Raw genomic sequence first — 15,826 nt, forward strand, 5'->3', positions numbered from 1 at the left:
TGCGGCTGTATGACAAGCGCTGCGAGGGCGCTCGCCTGTTCGGCATTCGCCCCCTACGAATTCGAGCCCAACGATATTCCACAGGAGACGATGCCATGAAGAGTCCACGCCGTTTTAATAGAACCCTGATTCAGCATGCGCTGCTGATAGCCGCGCCAATTTTGCTGGGTGCTTGCAGCAGTGACAATGACCCGGCGCCCGAGCCCCCGCCGCCGCCCGCGCCGGTCGTCAACGTCCTACCGGCCTTCGTGACCGGCACCGTGGCACAGGCAAGCTATGACGGCAGCAGCGATGACCTCTTGACCGCCGGTCTGGGCAAAACCGGCTTGGCCGGGGCCGCACCGGCCTTTGCCGTCCCAGCCACGCCGACCGTGGCCGAGCTGCGCCGCAACGCGATCTACAACAACTACCGCGCCTTGATTGACTACACGGTCGTCGGTGGCTTCACGCGCTTGTACGGCCCCAATATCGACATCAACGGCGGCGACACGCTGGGCGAAGGCAAGGTCGCCGGCACCGAGCACATCACCGTCGTCGATGACGGCACGGGCCGCCAGAATGTCGTGCTGATGGTGCAAGTGCCGAACAGCTTTGACGTCAAGAACCCCTGCATCGTGACCGCGACCTCATCCGGTTCGCGCGGCGTGTACGGCGCCATCGGCACCGCCGGCGAATGGGGGCTCAAACATGGTTGCGCGGTCGCCTATACCGACAAGGGTTCGGGCAATGGCCTGCATGATCTGAGCAGCGACAAGGTGATACAGATCGACGGCACGATCGACACCGCCACGGTGGCCGGCAAGAAGGCGCATTTCAACGCCGGTCTCAGCGAGGCCGAGCGTTTGGCCTATATCGCCGCCTTCCCGAACCGGGTGGCCTACAAGCACGCGCATTCGCAGCAGAATCCCGAAAAGGACTGGGGCCGCGACACGCTGCGTGCGGTCAAGCTGGCTTTTTATGTGCTGAACGAAAAATACGGCACCGATATCCCCGCTCAACCGGGCAAGAAAGAGGTCGTCATAACCCCGGCCAAGACGATCGTGATCGCCTCCTCGGTTTCCAACGGCGGCGGTGCCGCGCTGGCCGCGGCCGAGCAAGACACCGAGGGTCTGATCGACGGCGTGGCCGTGACCGAGCCGATGGCGCAGCCCGGTGCCAACACGGGGCTGACCATCAAGCAGGGCAGCGCGGCCGCGGTGGCGACGCACAGCAAGCCGCTGATCGACTACTTCAGCTATGCCAACATCTATCAGCCCTGCGCGTCGGCGTCCGCCCAAGCGGGGCCGCAGATCAATTTGGCACCCATGGCCGCCAATGTGCAGAACCGCTGTTCGGCCTTGAAAGCGCGCGGTCTGCTGGCCGGCACGACACTCGCAGAGCAGGCCGACGAGGCGCTGGCCAAGTTGAATGCGTACGGCTGGCAGAGCGAGAGTAACTTCCTGCATCAATCGCACTTCCGCTACGCCACCAATTCCATCGTCGTCAACTATGTGAACAGCTACGGCAAGTTCAAGCCCAGCGACAACGTCTGCGGCTACAGCTATGCCAACACCAATGTGACCGTCGGACCCAACCTAGGCGATGTCATCGCGCAGAGCGCGACAGTCCAGGCCGGCCTGTTCTCCACGGGCAACGGCGTGCCGCCGACCGGTGGTATCAACATCGTCTACAACGACTCGGTTGGCGGCGCCAAGTGGGACTTCCTGGCCCTATCGGCCGGCAGTGGTGCACCTGGTGTCGGCTTAGCCGACTTCGCCCTCGACGGCGCTTTGTGCATGCGCTCGCTGGTGACCGGCAAGGATGCCGTCAGCGGCGCCGGCCTGTTCGGCACCCAAAAAAGTTGGTCCGACCGTGTCATCGCCGGTATGGGTGAGGTGCAGCTGACCGCCAAGCTGCGCGCCGTTCCGACCATCATCGTGGCCGGCCGCAGCGACACGCTGATCCCGGTGAACCATGCCGCGCGGGCCTATTACGGCAAGAACCAGGTGCTCGAAGCGGCAACGTCCAAGACCCGCTATTACGAGGTCACCAACGCGCAGCATTTCGACACCTTTATCGCCGTGCCAGCGTGGGGCTATGACAGCCGCCTGGTGCCGCTGCATGTCTACTTCGGCCGCGCGATGGACCAGATGTGGGCCCATCTGAAGAACAGCACGGCCTTGCCGGCCAGCCAGGTCGTGCACACGACGCCGCGTGCGGCGGGCGTCAACGTGACGCTGGCCAATGTGCCGGTCTGGGCGCCTACGCCGGCCGCGTCGGATGCGATCGGCTTTGCGGCCGGGGTGTTGAGCATCCCTGACTGACGGCGAGGTTCAATGGGGGCCCAGATAACAAGCCGGGTCGCCCCCTTCACTCTCCTCGCCTTCCTCGCTGCACAGCGCGGCAATGAAGGCGGGGTCCAGCACCTGGCCTGGCAGCAGCAACTCTTCGTTGGGCCAGCGCTTGACCAGATGGCCGTTGGCGACACCGCCGGTATGCGGCGTTTGGTAGGCGCGCCGATGCTGCATCGTCACGCCGGTATTGTTGGCGTTGGCGATGATGCGGCTCTCGCCCAGCTGCCAGGGCTCAAAGTAAGCGTCGGCCGCCAGATCCACCTGGCGAAAGTAGGCGCGCGCGCCCTCGGCATTCAGCTTCTTGCGCACCGAGCGTGTGATCAGGCCTTGCAACTGGTCGAGCGCCGCATCATTCATCTGGGTGAGGGCCGCTGGGCTCAGGTCTTGCGCGGCCAGCGCCGGCGCAGCGGCCAGTTCGGCCGGCAACACCTGCACCATCGCCGCCACCACTGCGTGATGCGGCGCCACGGCGGTGGCCACGCCGCGCGTTTGCGGCTGGATCGGGCAACGGATCTCGACAAAGCGTGGCTTGGACGGGCCCGAGCAGCCGTCGTGGTGGTAATACTCGCCCTGGCTCAGCCGGCCCTTGCTGGAGCGGCCGCGCACATCGCGATAGGTCGGGTGCTTCGTGTGCAGATTCAGGCAGACCACCAGGCCGGTCGCGTCGACCAGTTGGTAGAAGGCCTCGCGCCATTCGGGTAGCAAGAGCTTGTCGTGTAGGTAGTCGCAAGCTTCGGCACCCGCGCCGACTTCTCCCTCGAACACCAGCACAAAAGGCTTGGGCCGCCGCACTCGCCAGCGGGAATTGGCGAAGTCAAGGACCGAGCTCGCGGGTTCTGAATTTGTTACGGCGCTGTGCCCGATAGCTTCTGACATGATGACTGTGATTTGCGCTGCGGCTCAAGAGATGAGCCTTGGAGGGGGCAATTTTAGGGCGGCGCAAGATGCAGGGTGAGTTGGACCCGCCACAAGCCATTGCCGCGATGGAGGAGGGTTTGACGCCAGACCTGCCGATTAGATTTTCGACTCGACAAGGCAGCAAATTCGCAGGGTTAAACTCTTCGCTACTAACGGTCATCTCCATGGCCCAAGTGAAAGGTTCTACCGATGCGCTTGATCACAAGAATGCTGCCGACCGCCGGCATGCTGCTGGCGGCCTTGCTGCTCACTGTTCCGCCGCTGCCTGCGCGAGCCCAGGCTCAAGCCAATAGCGGCGCAGATGCCGAGCAAGCCGTACTGTTCGGTCAAGAACAGCTGGACCAAATGCTGGCACCTGTGGCCTTGTATCCAGACACCTTGCTGATGCAGGTTTTGGCAGCCGCCACTTACCCGCTTGAGATCGTGGCCGCCGAACGATTTGTGGCCGCCAATGCCGCGCTCAAGGGTGAAGCGCTGACCCGCGCCGCGGCCAGCAAAGGCTGGGACAGCAGCATCATCTCGCTGCTGCAGTTCCCCTCGGTGCTGGTGATGATGAGCGAGAAGCTGGACTGGACCCAGCAACTCGGAGATGCATTCCTGGCCCAGCAAAATGCCGTGATGGATGCCGTGCAAGGCCTTCGCGCCAAGGCGCAGCAAGCCGGCAACCTGCAGAGCAACACCCAGCAAACGGTGGTGGTGCAGGAGAAGGTCATCGTCATCGAGCCCGCACAGCCGCAGGTGATCTATGTGCCCTACTACAACCCCACCGTGGTCTACGGACCTTGGTACTGGCCCAATTACCGGCCCTGGTATTGGGCGCCGCCGCCGCGTTACCGGCCCTATGGCTATGGAGACGCGATGGCCGCCGGCATTTTTTGGGGCCTGGCGATTGGCATCAGCCATGCGATCTGGAGCGACTACCGGCCCAGCTGGCATGACCACCATATCCATGTTCACAACGACATCACCATCAACGTCAACAACCGCCCTTCGCGACCCCAGCTGTGGCAACACAGACCCGAGCATCGCAAGGGCGTGGCTTACCGCGACGATGTGGTGCGCGAGCGCGTGACCGGCACCAAGCTGCCTGCCCGCCCGCTGCCCAATAGTCGTCCGGATTTGCGCCCCGACCGTGGCGATGATCCGCAAGTCAGGCCGCGCCCCGGCGTCATGCCGCCCGCGCCGCAACTGCAGCGGCCCGCCACCCGCCCGGAGGCCAAGCCCCAGCCCAAGCCTGCGCCCAGGCCATCGCCTACGCCGAGCGCCAGACCGGAATATCGGCCCGAAACCAGGCCGCTGCCGACCCGTGAAGTGGTCAAAGCCCAAGCCGACCGAGGCCGCCAGAGCCGGGAAAGCGTGGCCAAACCCAGCCCCCGGCCGGCCGTTCGCCCGGCGCCCAAGTCGGCGCCACAGGGTCTGCAAAAGGGCGGCCCCGGCGGCCATTCCAAATGATGGAGCAGCGCAAAATGAACAGCAAGATTTCATCCTCATTCCCCCGCGCGGCCTTGGCCGGCCTGATGCTGATGGCCACGCCACTGCTGCCGCTGGCCAGCCAGGCCCAAGTGGCCGACCCGGCAGTCATCAGCGCCGCCCCTGTCAAAGCAGCCGCCAAGCGGCCGGCGCAATTGCGCTTTGCCACGCCCGAGGCCGCTGCGGAGGCGCTCTATGCGGCCGTGCAAGCGGGTGATGAAGCGCGGGTGGTGGCCATCATGGGGCGCGGCGCCGGCAAGGTGATTGACTCCGGTGATGCGCACGAAGACCTGCTGAACCGCGCCATTTCAATGAGCGCCTACCAGCGCGGCCATGTGATCGAGTTCGAGGGCACGCGGCGTGCGACCTTGCTGCTCGGCGAAACCAACTGGCCTTTCCCCTTCCCCTTGGTCCAAGAGAAGAGCCAATGGCGTTTCGACACCAAGGCCGGCCTGCGGCAATTTCTGGATCGCCAAATCGGTGCCAATGAGCTGAACGTTATGCCGGTGATGCTGGCCTATGTGCAGGCGCAGCAGGAATATGTGCGGCGCGACCGGACCCATAACGGCCTGCTTGAATACGCCCAGCGCATGGTCAGCAGCGAAGGGCAGCATGACGGCCTGTATTGGCCGCCCGAGGAAGGCAAGGCCTTGTCGCCGATGGGTGCGCGCTTTGCCTTGGCCAGCCTGGGGCGCTGGCGCGGCACCGATGACGAACCGGAACCCCTGCATGGCTATTATTTCCGCCCTCTGCAATCGCAAGGGCCGAACGCCAAGGGCGGTGCCTACGACTATCTGGTGGGGGAGCATCAGATTGGCGGCTTTGCACTGCTGGCCACGCCGGCCCGCTACGGTGTCTCGGGCGTGTTGAGCTTTATCGTCAACCACGACGGCGTCGTGTATTCGAAGAACCTGGGGCGCGAGACCACCGCGATCGCCGAGCAAATAAATAGTTACGACCCTGACAAGAGTTGGAAGCGTGAAATGCCCGAGCAATTCAGCGGGCGCTGACCGTGCTCAGTTTGGCGGCCAGCGCAGCAGGTATTCCAGCTCGTTCTCGCCATCGTCGACAAAGCCCAAGCGTCGGTAGAGTGCCTGGGCGGGGTTGCGCTTCAAGACGCCCAGGCTGAGGCCGGCGCCGGCCGCGCTTGCTTCGCCCTGCAGCTGCCGCAGCAGCGCCGCGCCCAGACCTCGGCCCTGCAGCAGCGGAGCGATTTGCAGTTGATGAATCAGCCAATCCTTGCCGCTGCGCGTCATCTTCAGCAGCCCGGCCGCCGCCCCCTGGTGCAGTAAAACTTCGGCCACATCGAACTTGAACATCACCCGCGCCAGATCGGATTCGGCGTCTATCGGCAAACCCGCTTCGGTCAGATAGGCGTGAAGAGTTTGCCGGCGCAATTGCAACAAGAAGGGAACATCGTCGGGGCTAGCCGGTCTGCGCGTCAGGGTCTCGTCGGCACGCACCGCCAACTCGAACGCCGCCCGCGCATGGATCAAGCTCGTGTTGATATGGAGCCTGCCATCGCGCTCGAAGCTGGCTTGACCGAGTTGCCCGGAGAAGGCCAGCGGCAACTCGGTGCAGGCCAGGCCAACGGCCAGCCGGGTGGCCTGTGCCAAATCGCTACAGCTGCGCCGCACCAGAGCGTCGATCTGCTCGGCGGCGTGCTCGGTCGGTCCGGCCTGCAGCTCGGCGATCACCGTTGCCAACTGCAAGCGATCGGCCGCCTGCATCGGCACATGGGCCCGAATGCCATGGTTTTGCAGCACCGTCGGCAAGGCCGAGCCCTGCATCGTCGGCTCGGTGCCCAGGATCAAGAAGTCGCTGACGCCCAAGTCGGCGGCGACCTTGGCGACCACCTCGAAGATACTCAGCACCGGCATGCGCAGGCCACACGTGATCGCGGCAAGTCGGTTGTGTGGGGTGTTGCTGGCGATGATGGCGAAATCGGCCCCGCTGGCCTGCAGGCGCAGCAGCGCGGCGTGGAAGTAGGCGTCGAAGCGGGCCCAGGACGCCTCGTCACCGGCCACGCCGCGGCGTGCATGCGACTCGGCCATATTGACCGACTCGATGGCGAACTCGGGGAACTGCGGCGTGCCGCTTAGTCCCTGCGCTAGGTGACGGGCCTGCGCCCATTGATTGATCAAGCGGTAGTACTCGACCGTTGAGGCCCAGGCAATGCCGCCGACGATGCCGATCTTCTTCATGGGCTCGGTCCTTGTTGAAGTCTTTGTGGCGCCCCTGCGCCGCCGAGCAGAATTGTCGACGATCGTCGGCAGGGTTTCCGGCCACTTGCTATGCTGTGCAGCCAATCCCGTCTCGTCAAAGGAAGACCGATGAATCGCCTTGCCGCCTTGCCTTTCGCCATTGCCGCTGCCTGCGCTTTTGTGCCGGCGACCAGCACTAACGCCGCCGCCCCGCAAGTCAAAACCCAGGCGCCCGGCTATTACCGGATGATGCTCGGTGACTTCGAGATCACCGCCTTGAGCGACGGCACGGTGGCGCTGCCGATGGACAAGCTGTTGACGCAGGCCGCGCCGGGCGAGGTCCAGGCAGCGCTCGATCGGGCCTATCTGAAGCTGCCGCTGGAGACTTCGGTCAATGCCTTTTTGGTCAACACGGGCTCGAAGTTAGTCTTGATCGACACCGGCGCGGCCGGCCTGTTCGGCCCGACCCTGGGCCGCTTGATGCTGAACCTGAAGGCCGCCGGCTACAGCCCGGAGCAGGTCGATGAGGTCTACATCACCCATCTGCATGGCGACCATATGGGCGGCTTGCTGGCGGCGGACGGCAAACCGGCGTTTCCAAATGCCGTGCTGCGCATGGACAAGGCCGAGGCCGAGCATTGGCTCAGCGGCGAGAAGATGGAGAAAGCCGCCGCCGATGACAAGCCGGGCTTCAGCCGGGCGATGACCACGATCAAGCCCTACCAAGACGCCGGCAAATTGCTAACGTTCAACGGCCCTACCCAGCTGGTGCCCGGTGTGAGCAGCATCGCGACGCCCGGCCACACGCCCGGCCACAGCGTTTATGCGGTCGAGAGCAAAGGCCAGAAGCTATTGATCCTGGGCGACTTGATGCATGTGGCAGCGGTGCAGTTCCCGAATCCGGCGGTCACGATCGCGTTCGACTCCGACGCCAAGGCCGCCGCGCCGCAGCGCCAGAAGGTCTTTGCCGAGGCCGCCGCACAGGGCCATTACCTGGCCATCGCCCATGTCTCCTTCCCTGGTCTGGGCCGGCTGCGACCAAATGCCAAGGCGGGCTATGATTGGATGCCGCTCAATTACAGCAGCAAGCCCTGACCCCGCTGAAGCGCAGTTTTTTCAAAGCGATTGATTGATTGCGAGGCCGACATGATCAAGTTCCGTTCTGCTCGGTTGGCGCGAATATTGGTTTTGGGGCTGGGTGTCTGCCTGGCAAGTGGCGCCTCGCGGGCGCTTGATCTGACCGGTTTCAGCGAAGACCTGCCGCCGTTTGCCTACCTTGACAGCGACAAGCATCGAGGCCTGGCCAACGAGGTGCTGGACCGCATTTCGCAACGCACCGGCCTCGGCATCAAGCGAGTCAACATGCCCTGGGTGCGGGCCTTGCGCGAGGCACAGGCGGAGCCGAACAGCCTGCTTTACGTGACGGTGCGCACGCCCGAACGCGAGCCGCAATTTCTATGGGTGGGGCCGCTCGACAAATGCGACATCGTGCTGATGAAACTGCGGCGGCGCGCCGAGCTGAAGTTCGACCCGGGGCAGGCCGCCGCGCCTTTGCAAATCGGCGTCGGCCGAGGTTCGCCTTCGGCTCAACTCTTGCGCGATGCCGGTGTCCCCGAGACCGTGATCTACCAGACGCCGCGCAGTGAAATCGGCGTGCGCATGCTGTTTGCAGAGCGTCTCGACATGCTCGCCGGCCTGCTCTTGCCCAGCTTGTTCCAGGTCCAACGCCATGGCTTCGACCCGGCCGAATTGCAGGCTTTTCACCTGTTGAAGCCGGGCTATGGTTGCTACTTCGCCTTCAATCCCAAGGTCGACGCGCAGCTATTGACGCAATTCCGCAAGGGTTTTGACGAGCTGCAAAGCTCGGGCGAATTGCAGGCTTTGCGCGAGCAATATTTGCGCAATCCCGAGCAGACGCGATGAAGTGATTTTGACAATCCCAGTCTGCCCTTTCGACGCTCTGTACCTTCTGCCGTGCAATTGGTCGAATCTCACTGGGCCGGGGGCAGCGAGGCTTATACATTGGCTCCACTCTGTTTGAATGGATGCGAGCCCGCCATGAAGCCCAAGCAACACCCCGCCAATCACCCCATCTCCTCTGGCCTTGCCGCGCTGGGCTTCGGTCTGGCGATGTTGGCGGCTGCGCCCCTGGCCCAGGCCACGGAGATCAACGCTGCGCTGTCCGTCTCCGACGACGGCAAGCCCGGCCGCAGCCAAGAACTGGCGCGCTTGAAGGAGATTGGCTTGCCGGCCTATCCGGGCGCCATTGCGCGGTCCGATGACAGGAACGACAAGTCGGGGGTGTCGCTGGGCCTGTCTTTCGGCCCTTTTGGGTTCAAGTTGCAGGTCTCCAAATACGGCATCACGGACGGCATCGACAGCATCAGCAACTACTACCGTGAGGCCTTGAGCCAATATGGCCCCGTGCTCGACTGCAGCGTCGGCAGCCCGGCGGCGCTGGCGTCCAAAAACGAGAAAAAGGCCAAGGAGCCGAAAGACGACCGGCTTGGCTGCAATGAAATCAGCGCCTCCGTCAGTGAACGGGTCTACAAGGTCGGCAGCAGCAAGAACTTCCGCCTGGTCAGCCTGAAGCAAGAGGGGCCTGAAGTGCACTTTCAACTGGTGCGACTGGAACTGCGCGGCATGTGAGCCCCCCGCGGCTAGCCTTGATCAGAGCCGCCTATTTCAAGCGTTAGCTGGCCCGACCTCGAAGCCCATCAGCACGCTGGCCAGCTCCAGCGAGCGCCATAAATGCGGCGGCATTTCCATGATTTTCTCGGGCGTTCTGGCGCGCGTGGCCCAGCTCAGGATTTCGAAGTGCTGATCCGGCGTCAGCAGCTTCTTGGCGAGCATTTCGTTCAAGGTTCGCATGATCAAAGCTCCTCCTTGGGCGAGGGCGGACAGCAAAAAGGCATCCGCTCATAGGCCTAAATATCTCATGAATCGAGGCCCGAACTTGCGCCTAAAACCTCACAAAGCGCCACAACGGCGCGGCCGGAGGCAGAACGAAGCAGGGATCATCAGCTTGGCTGCCCGCGCGGCTCCGTGCGTCTATCGATCACATAACCGACATTCCTGACGGTTCTGACATAGCCTTCGCCCAACTTCTTGCGCAAATTGGAAATTTGCACGTCCAGCACATTGCTGGCGCGACCCACCACGCTTGAGCCGATCTGCTCCTCCAGCACACGGCGGGTCTGCACCCGGTCGGCGCGGGTCGCCAGCGCACTGAGCAGCAGGTACTCGCTGCGCGACAGCTCTAGCGGCCGGCCGTTGAGGCTGGCGCGCTGAGCGCCGAGGTTCAGACTCAGGCCACGCAGATCCAGGCACTCGGTATCCGCGCCAAAGCTGCGGCAACCCAGCGCGCGTAGGCGAGCCCGCAGTTCGGCGGGCGCAAAGGGCTTGAGCAAGAAGTCGTGGGCCGCATTCCCATCGGCGCCGAAGAGCCGGCTGTCGCCTAGAAGATCCAATGTCGTCAGATTCAGCACCGGCGTTCTGGGCCAATCACGACGCATGCGCTGCAGCAAGCTATGCCCCGCATCGTCGGCCAGGCCCAGGTCCAGCAATACCAGGTCAATGCCGCCACCTTCAAGTTGACTCAGGGCGCTTGTGAGCTGGCGAACCCAGGTAACCCGGTATCCGTAGTCCGCGAGTTCGCTTCGCAGTTGGTGGGCGAGTTCAAGTTGATCTTCAAACAGCAAGACGTTCATGCCAGCATTCAATACCGAGACGATGGCAAAAATCGAAAGTCATGAGCCGCTTGGCGGCTGGTGTTCCGGGCCCCGACAAAATCCGTCTGGTCTCGGCGTTCTGATACCGATCAAATTTGGCGTTCTGCGCCAAACGCAGCGGGTGATTTGTTGGCTACAGGCCACGCAAGTCCGGCCAATTTTCCCTGCATTTAGCTGCCATTTAAATTCTCTGGGGTTGCCATTTAACTTGCGGTGGAAGAGTGATTTCACTGCCCCAAAAAGAGCCGCGCCGCAGATTGAAAGTCCGTTGCAAGGCCACAACGCAGTGCTGGAAAGGCGGCAACAAGCCGCCGATCAAACCCAGGCCCGAAGCCAAACCCAGGTATTCGGGCAACCCATGCAATATGTATCGAGGAGATGTTCGTGAAGAAGACCCATATCAGCCTGGCCGTGGCCTTGTTGGCCGCGTTCAGCGTGCAAGCTCAGGCGCAACAGCAATTGGACCGTGTCGAAGTGACCGGCTCAGCGATCAAGCGTATCGATGGTGAAACCGCCAACCCGGTCACCGTCATCAAGATGAGCGACTTGAAGAACGAAGGCGTCACTTCGGTGGAGCAAATGCTCAGCCGGATTTCGGCCAGCCAGACCACCCAAAGCGGCAGCCAGGCCGTCGGCTCGGCCACCGGTGGTGCGACCTTCGCCAATTTGCGCGGCCTCGGCCAAGACAAGACGCTGGTGCTCTTGAATGGCCGGCGCATCGCCAACAACGCGCTCGACGCGACCGCACCCGATCTGAACATGATCCCGTTCGCGGCGATCGAACGTGTTGAAGTGTTGCGTGACGGCGCCTCGGCGCTGTACGGCACCGACGCGATCGGCGGCGTCATCAACTTCATCACCAAGAAGAGCTTCACCGGCGGCACCCTCACGCTGGGCCTGGACTCACCGCAAAAGGAAGGCGCCAAGTCGAAGAACTTCAACCTCGGCGGCGGCTACGGTGATCTGGCCAAGGACAAGTTCAACATATTTGCCGTGTTTGATTACAGCCAGCAAGATCCGCTCAACGCCGGTCAGCGCCCCTATGTCAACCGCGGCACGCCCAAGACTTCGGCGACGCCGTTCCCGGCCAACTATTACCAGAACGACGACAGCGCCAACCCGGCAGCGCCAGGCTGTGCCTCGCCGATGCTGGTGTCCGACGGTGCCGTCGGGTGCAAATACCTGTACTCCCGCGTGGTCGATCTGGTGCCCGAAACCAAGCGCCTGTCGGGCTTGGCCAAGGCCAGCGTGCAACTGAGCGACGATCACCTGCTGAGCTTCGAGTATTTCCGCGCCGAGAACACCAACAAGACCGTGATCGCCGGCGTGCCTTACGGCGCCTTGAGCATGGACCCCGGCACCAAGTACTACCCAGGCAAAGGCATCACGCCGGCCGCGCCGGCCTCGGCCAAGATCGACGCCAAGCTGCCCATCACCGTCAAGATGCGGGATGAAATCAGCGGCGGCCGCGCCGACGAAAGTGTCAATACACAGCAGCGCTTTGTCGCGAATCTGGAAGGCACCCTGGCCGGCTGGGACTACCAAACCGGCCTGGCCTACAACGAGAACGAGATCATCAACAAATTGATCGGCGGCTATACCGACGGCGCGCAAATCACGGCCGGCGTCAAGACCGGTGTGATCAACCCGTTCGGGCCCCAAGACGCTGCAGGCAAAGCCGTGTTTGAAAAGGCAGCGGTCCGCGGCACGCTCTACACCGGCCTGGGCAAGGTCACATCGCTGGACTTGAAGGCGAGCCGCGAACTCGGCAATTGGCTGGGTGCCGGCAACGCCGGTCTGGCCTTGGGCACCGAGTACCGCAAGGAAGATTTCACCAACAAGGCCAATACCGAGTTTGCCGAGAAGGTCGTGGCCAGCACCGGCTATGACCCGACGATCAACAACCATGGCACACGCAATGTCAGCGCGGTCTATGGTGAAGTCTCGCTGCCGGTGCTGGCGGGCCTGGAGTTGGGCGCTGCCTTGCGGCACGATCGCTATAGCGATTCGGGCAGCACCACCAATCCGAAGTTCACATTCCGCTACCAGCCCAATAAACAGATGCTGATGCGCGGCTCCTACTCGACCGGCTTCCGGGCGCCCTCCTTGTATGAGCTGAATGCGCCGCAGACTTACACCAACACGGGCAATAACCACGATGATCCGGTGCGTTGCCCGGGCGGCAAGCCGATCCCCGGCGCGCCCAAGGCGGCCAACTGCGACCAGCAGTTCCAGTCCCTCGGCGGCGGCAACCCCAATCTCAAACCCGAGACCTCGGTCAACAAGACCCTGGGCTTTGTGTTCGAGCCCATGGTGGACGCCAGCGTGGGTCTGGACTTCTGGTGGATCAGCTACGAGCACAAGATCGACGTGCTGCCGGAGAACGCGGTGTTCGCCGACCCGGTCAAGTACGCGAGCCTGTTCAAGCGTGCCGCCGACGGCACCCTGGCCACAGACGGCTCGCTCTGCCCCGGTGTGAAATGCGGTTATGTCGAACTGCTGACCAAGAATCTGGGCGGTGTCCGGACCAATGGCGTTGACCTGACGGCCAACTACCGCCTGCGCACCGCCGCGCTGGGCACCTTCAGTGCCGGCCTGAATGGCACCTACGTCAACAAGTACGAGTATCAGAACGAAGAGAACGGTGCCTGGATTCAACGTGCCGGCACCTACAGCGGCAACAACGGCCCGATCTTCCGCTGGTCACAGTCCTTGAGCCTGGGCTGGAAGCATGGCGACTTTGGTCTCGGCCTGGTGAACCGCTACAAGACCGGCTACACGGATGAAGATCCAAAGCACAAGGTCGACAGCTATTCGATCTGGGATATGTACGGCACCTGGGCGCCGATCAAGTCGGTCTCGCTGACCGCCGGCGTGCGCAACCTGCTCAACCAGGATCCGCCGTTCTCCAACCAGACGCGCACCTTCCAGACCGGCTTTGATCCACGCTTTGCCGATCCGGTCGGCCGCGTGTTCTACGCTCGCGCGGGCTACACCTTCTGATGTCGGGCCTATAGCCGACTGGATGTGAACCAGCAGTGAACTAGCGGGTGCGGCTGATTTGAGCCGCACCCGTTTTTTTTGTCTGAAACAGATCGAGAGAAAAACAGGGAGATCAAATATGCAAACAAACCACGACAAACGCATCAACTCGACGGCCGCTCTGGGCCTGGCCACTTTGCTGAGCCTAGGCGCCGCCGGCTGCGCCGGGCCAGCGCCGACCACCGCTGCCAAACAGCCCTACGAGGCGCCGGAGACCGTCACCGGCAGCATGTTGAAGCGCGCGCCGGCCCGGCCCAAGACACCGCAAACGCCGGCAGAGGCCGCCGAACTGGAGGCACTGCGCAAGGAGATCAGCCTGCAGGGCAATGCCCATATCGACAAGGGTGGCGCGGCGAGATAGCGCTGGGCCTTTCGAGGCGGGGGGCGGTAGAAGCCGAAGTTTTGGCGCCGCTAAAAGCTCCCCGCCTCACCCTTCCAGCCGCTTCTGGAACACCAGCCCCGCATGCTCGCGCAGCGCGTGGAACTTGATCTTCGGCCAGTTGGCCTCGATCGCCCTCAACTCCGGTGCGTACTCGACCAACACGGTCGGCGCGTCAACCGCGTCATAGGCCATGCGGTGATCGTTCGCGTCGATAAAGCGCTTCAGCTCATTCGCGTCATCGCAAGTGACCCAGCGCGCGACCTGGAAGCGACTCGGCATGATGCGGGCCTTGCAGCCATATTCATGCTCCAGCCGATGCGCCACCACCTCGAACTGCAGCTGGCCCACGGCGCCGAGCAGCAGCACCGAGCCGGCAATCGGGCGGAAGACCTGGATCGCGCCTTCCTCGCCGAGCTGGGTCAGGCCGGCCTTGAGCTGCTTGGTGCGCAGCGGGTCGGCCACTTCGACCGCGCGGAACATTTCCGGCGCGAAGAAGGGCAGGCCGGTGAATTGCAAGGCCTCGCCTTCGGTGATGGTGTCCCCGAGCTGCAGCACGCCATGGTTGGGGATACCGATGATGTCGCCGGCATAGGCTTCGTCCAGCAGCTCGCGGCGCTGGCTCAAAAAGCTCACCACGGTGTTGGGGCGTAACTCCTTACCCGAGCGCACCACCTTGAGCCGCATGCCGCGCTCGAAATGGCCGCTGACGACGCGCAGGAACGCGATCCGGTCGCGGTGCGAGGGGTCCATATTGGCCTGGATCTTGAACACCACGCCGGTGAATTTGGGCTCATCGGGCTGCACCACGCGCTGCATCGCGGCGCGCTCGGCCGGTGCCGGGGCCAGCTCGACCAAGGCGTCGAGAATCTCCTGCACGCCGAAGTTGTTGACCGCCGAGCCGAAGAACATCGGCGTCAGTTTGCCGGTCAAGAAGTCATCGAGATTGAACTCGGCCGCCGCGTCCTGCACCAGCTCGATCTCGCCCTCGGCCTGCTCGTATTGCATGCCGAAACGCTCGGCATAGGCGGGGTTGTCCAGGCCTTGCAGAATTTCATCGTCACCACCGGCCTTGCCCTCGCCGGGCGAGAACACGCGCATCTGCTGCTGGCGCAGGTCCATCACCCCGTGAAAGTGCTTGCCCATGCCGACGGGCCAGGTGAAAGGCACGACCGTCATGCCGAGCTCGCGCTCGATTTCGTCCATCAAGGCCAATGGGTCTTGCACCTCGCGGTCCATCTTGTTGACGAAGGTCAGGATGGGCGTGTTGCGGGCGCGGCAGACCTGCAGCAAACGGCGAGTTTGCGGCTCGACACCGTTGGCCGCGTCGATCACCATCAGCGCCGCGTCGACCGCGGTCAGTACGCGGTAGGTGTCTTCCGAGAAGTCCTGGTGGCCGGGGGTGTCGAGCAGGTTGATCACGCAGTCGCGGTATTCCATCTGCATCACCGAGGAAGCGACCGAAATGCCGCGCTGCTTCTCGATTTCCATCCAGTCCGAGGTCGCGTGGCGACTGGCCTTGCGGGCTTTGACCGAGCCGGCGATCTGGATCGCGCCCGAGAACAGCAGGAGCTTTTCGGTCAGCGTGGTCTTGCCGGCGTCCGGGTGGGAAATGATCGCAAAGGTGCGGCGGCGCTTGACTTCGGATTGAATTTGGCTGGGCAGATCGGCTGACATAGTGGCGGCGCTCGGCGCGCTCAGCTTGGGCAGCCGCACGCTTGGGTCGAGAAAATTAGGTCGCCGATTATC

General features: G+C 63.2%; 14 protein-coding genes. 9 read left to right on the forward strand and 5 right to left on the reverse strand.

All coding sequences use genetic code 11. From position 1 onward, the window contains the following. The first annotated feature begins 95 nt into the window (after positions 1-95). Positions 96-2,303 carry a D-(-)-3-hydroxybutyrate oligomer hydrolase gene (locus tag LNV07_RS23545; RefSeq protein WP_263573644.1) on the forward strand — a complete coding sequence of 736 codons (2,208 nt, stop codon included), beginning with the start codon at positions 96-98 and terminating at the stop codon, positions 2,301-2,303. A 9-nt stretch (positions 2,304-2,312) separates the two neighbouring features. Here the strand turns inward: LNV07_RS23545 and LNV07_RS23550 are convergent, their stop codons facing one another. Continuing rightward, positions 2,313-3,209: a hypothetical protein gene (locus LNV07_RS23550; protein ID WP_263573645.1), complete on the reverse strand. Its 897-nt coding sequence runs from the start codon at positions 3,207-3,209 to the stop codon at positions 2,313-2,315. Positions 3,210-3,440: 231 nt separating this feature from the next. Between LNV07_RS23550 and LNV07_RS23555 the strand changes: the two genes are divergently transcribed. Together LNV07_RS23555 and LNV07_RS23560 are read left to right on the forward strand one after the other, a co-directional pair. Next, complete coding sequence (locus LNV07_RS23555) at positions 3,441-4,703, forward strand: DUF3300 domain-containing protein (RefSeq protein WP_263573646.1); 1,263 nt, start codon at positions 3,441-3,443, stop codon at positions 4,701-4,703. 14 nt (positions 4,704-4,717) lie between these two features. Further along, positions 4,718-5,731: a DUF2950 domain-containing protein gene (locus LNV07_RS23560; RefSeq protein ID WP_263573647.1), complete on the forward strand. Its 1,014-nt coding sequence runs from the start codon at positions 4,718-4,720 to the stop codon at positions 5,729-5,731. A 6-nt stretch (positions 5,732-5,737) separates the two neighbouring features. Here the strand turns inward: LNV07_RS23560 and LNV07_RS23565 are convergent, their stop codons facing one another. After that, positions 5,738-6,925: a GNAT family N-acetyltransferase gene (locus LNV07_RS23565; RefSeq protein WP_263573648.1), complete on the reverse strand. Its 1,188-nt coding sequence runs from the start codon at positions 6,923-6,925 to the stop codon at positions 5,738-5,740. 129 nt (positions 6,926-7,054) lie between these two features. On the opposite strand from LNV07_RS23565, the gene LNV07_RS23570 reads away from it, so the two are divergent. From LNV07_RS23570 to LNV07_RS23580, 3 genes are all read left to right on the forward strand, one after another. Next, the gene (locus tag LNV07_RS23570; protein ID WP_263573649.1) at positions 7,055-8,020 is read left to right on the forward strand and encodes an MBL fold metallo-hydrolase; all 966 of its coding nucleotides are present in this window, start codon (positions 7,055-7,057) and stop codon (positions 8,018-8,020) included. Positions 8,021-8,071: 51 nt separating this feature from the next. Then, entirely contained in the window at positions 8,072-8,848 is a 777-nt protein-coding gene (locus LNV07_RS23575; RefSeq protein WP_263573650.1) for a substrate-binding periplasmic protein, read from the forward strand. Between the two features lie 135 nt (positions 8,849-8,983). Next, entirely contained in the window at positions 8,984-9,574 is a 591-nt protein-coding gene (locus tag LNV07_RS23580) for a hypothetical protein (protein WP_263573651.1), read from the forward strand. A 36-nt stretch (positions 9,575-9,610) separates the two neighbouring features. Here the strand turns inward: LNV07_RS23580 and LNV07_RS23585 are convergent, their stop codons facing one another. Next, entirely contained in the window at positions 9,611-9,796 is a 186-nt protein-coding gene (locus tag LNV07_RS23585; RefSeq protein ID WP_263573652.1) for a hypothetical protein, read from the reverse strand. A 149-nt stretch (positions 9,797-9,945) separates the two neighbouring features. Beyond that, complete coding sequence (locus LNV07_RS23590) at positions 9,946-10,635, reverse strand: response regulator transcription factor (protein ID WP_263573653.1); 690 nt, start codon at positions 10,633-10,635, stop codon at positions 9,946-9,948. Here LNV07_RS23590 and LNV07_RS23595 point away from each other — a divergent pair. The 3 genes from LNV07_RS23595 to LNV07_RS23605 all read left to right on the forward strand — a co-directional run bounded on the left by LNV07_RS23595 (position 10,634) and on the right by LNV07_RS23605 (position 14,059). Beyond that, the gene (locus LNV07_RS23595) at positions 10,634-11,044 is read left to right on the forward strand and encodes a hypothetical protein (RefSeq protein ID WP_263573654.1); all 411 of its coding nucleotides are present in this window, start codon (positions 10,634-10,636) and stop codon (positions 11,042-11,044) included. The genes LNV07_RS23590 and LNV07_RS23595 overlap by 2 nt on opposite strands. Continuing rightward, complete coding sequence (locus LNV07_RS23600; protein WP_263573655.1) at positions 11,041-13,659, forward strand: TonB-dependent receptor plug domain-containing protein; 2,619 nt, start codon at positions 11,041-11,043, stop codon at positions 13,657-13,659. Before LNV07_RS23595 ends, LNV07_RS23600 begins: the two co-directional genes overlap by 4 nt. A 118-nt stretch (positions 13,660-13,777) precedes the next feature. Continuing rightward, entirely contained in the window at positions 13,778-14,059 is a 282-nt protein-coding gene (locus tag LNV07_RS23605) for a hypothetical protein (protein ID WP_263573656.1), read from the forward strand. 66 nt (positions 14,060-14,125) lie between these two features. Here the strand turns inward: LNV07_RS23605 and LNV07_RS23610 are convergent, their stop codons facing one another. Beyond that, a complete protein-coding gene (locus LNV07_RS23610) occupies positions 14,126-15,754 on the reverse strand; it encodes a peptide chain release factor 3 (RefSeq protein ID WP_263573657.1) in 1,629 nt (542 codons plus the stop codon). Between the last annotated feature and the right edge of the window lie 72 nt (positions 15,755-15,826).

This window comes from Roseateles oligotrophus, from assembly GCF_025717515.1.
Lineage (GTDB): Bacteria > Pseudomonadota > Gammaproteobacteria > Burkholderiales > Burkholderiaceae_C > Paucibacter_A > Paucibacter_A oligotrophus.

Bases quoted from the DNA above. Each gene is read 5' to 3' on its own strand.
- LNV07_RS23560 (WP_263573647.1), top strand. From the start codon at position 4,718: ATGAACAGCAAGATTTCATCCTCATTCCCCCGCGCGGCCTTGGCCGGC.
- LNV07_RS23610 (WP_263573657.1), bottom strand. From the start codon at position 15,754: ATGTCAGCCGATCTGCCCAGCCAAATTCAATCCGAAGTCAAGCGCCGC.
- LNV07_RS23605 (WP_263573656.1), top strand. From the start codon at position 13,778: ATGCAAACAAACCACGACAAACGCATCAACTCGACGGCCGCTCTGGGC.
- LNV07_RS23590 (WP_263573653.1), bottom strand. From the start codon at position 10,635: ATGAACGTCTTGCTGTTTGAAGATCAACTTGAACTCGCCCACCAACTG.
- LNV07_RS23580 (WP_263573651.1), top strand. From the start codon at position 8,984: ATGAAGCCCAAGCAACACCCCGCCAATCACCCCATCTCCTCTGGCCTT.
- LNV07_RS23545 (WP_263573644.1), top strand. From the start codon at position 96: ATGAAGAGTCCACGCCGTTTTAATAGAACCCTGATTCAGCATGCGCTG.
- LNV07_RS23575 (WP_263573650.1), top strand. From the start codon at position 8,072: ATGATCAAGTTCCGTTCTGCTCGGTTGGCGCGAATATTGGTTTTGGGG.
- LNV07_RS23550 (WP_263573645.1), bottom strand. From the start codon at position 3,209: ATGTCAGAAGCTATCGGGCACAGCGCCGTAACAAATTCAGAACCCGCG.
- LNV07_RS23565 (WP_263573648.1), bottom strand. From the start codon at position 6,925: ATGAAGAAGATCGGCATCGTCGGCGGCATTGCCTGGGCCTCAACGGTC.
- LNV07_RS23555 (WP_263573646.1), top strand. From the start codon at position 3,441: ATGCGCTTGATCACAAGAATGCTGCCGACCGCCGGCATGCTGCTGGCG.
- LNV07_RS23585 (WP_263573652.1), bottom strand. From the start codon at position 9,796: ATGCGAACCTTGAACGAAATGCTCGCCAAGAAGCTGCTGACGCCGGAT.
- LNV07_RS23570 (WP_263573649.1), top strand. From the start codon at position 7,055: ATGAATCGCCTTGCCGCCTTGCCTTTCGCCATTGCCGCTGCCTGCGCT.
- LNV07_RS23595 (WP_263573654.1), top strand. From the start codon at position 10,634: ATGCCAGCATTCAATACCGAGACGATGGCAAAAATCGAAAGTCATGAG.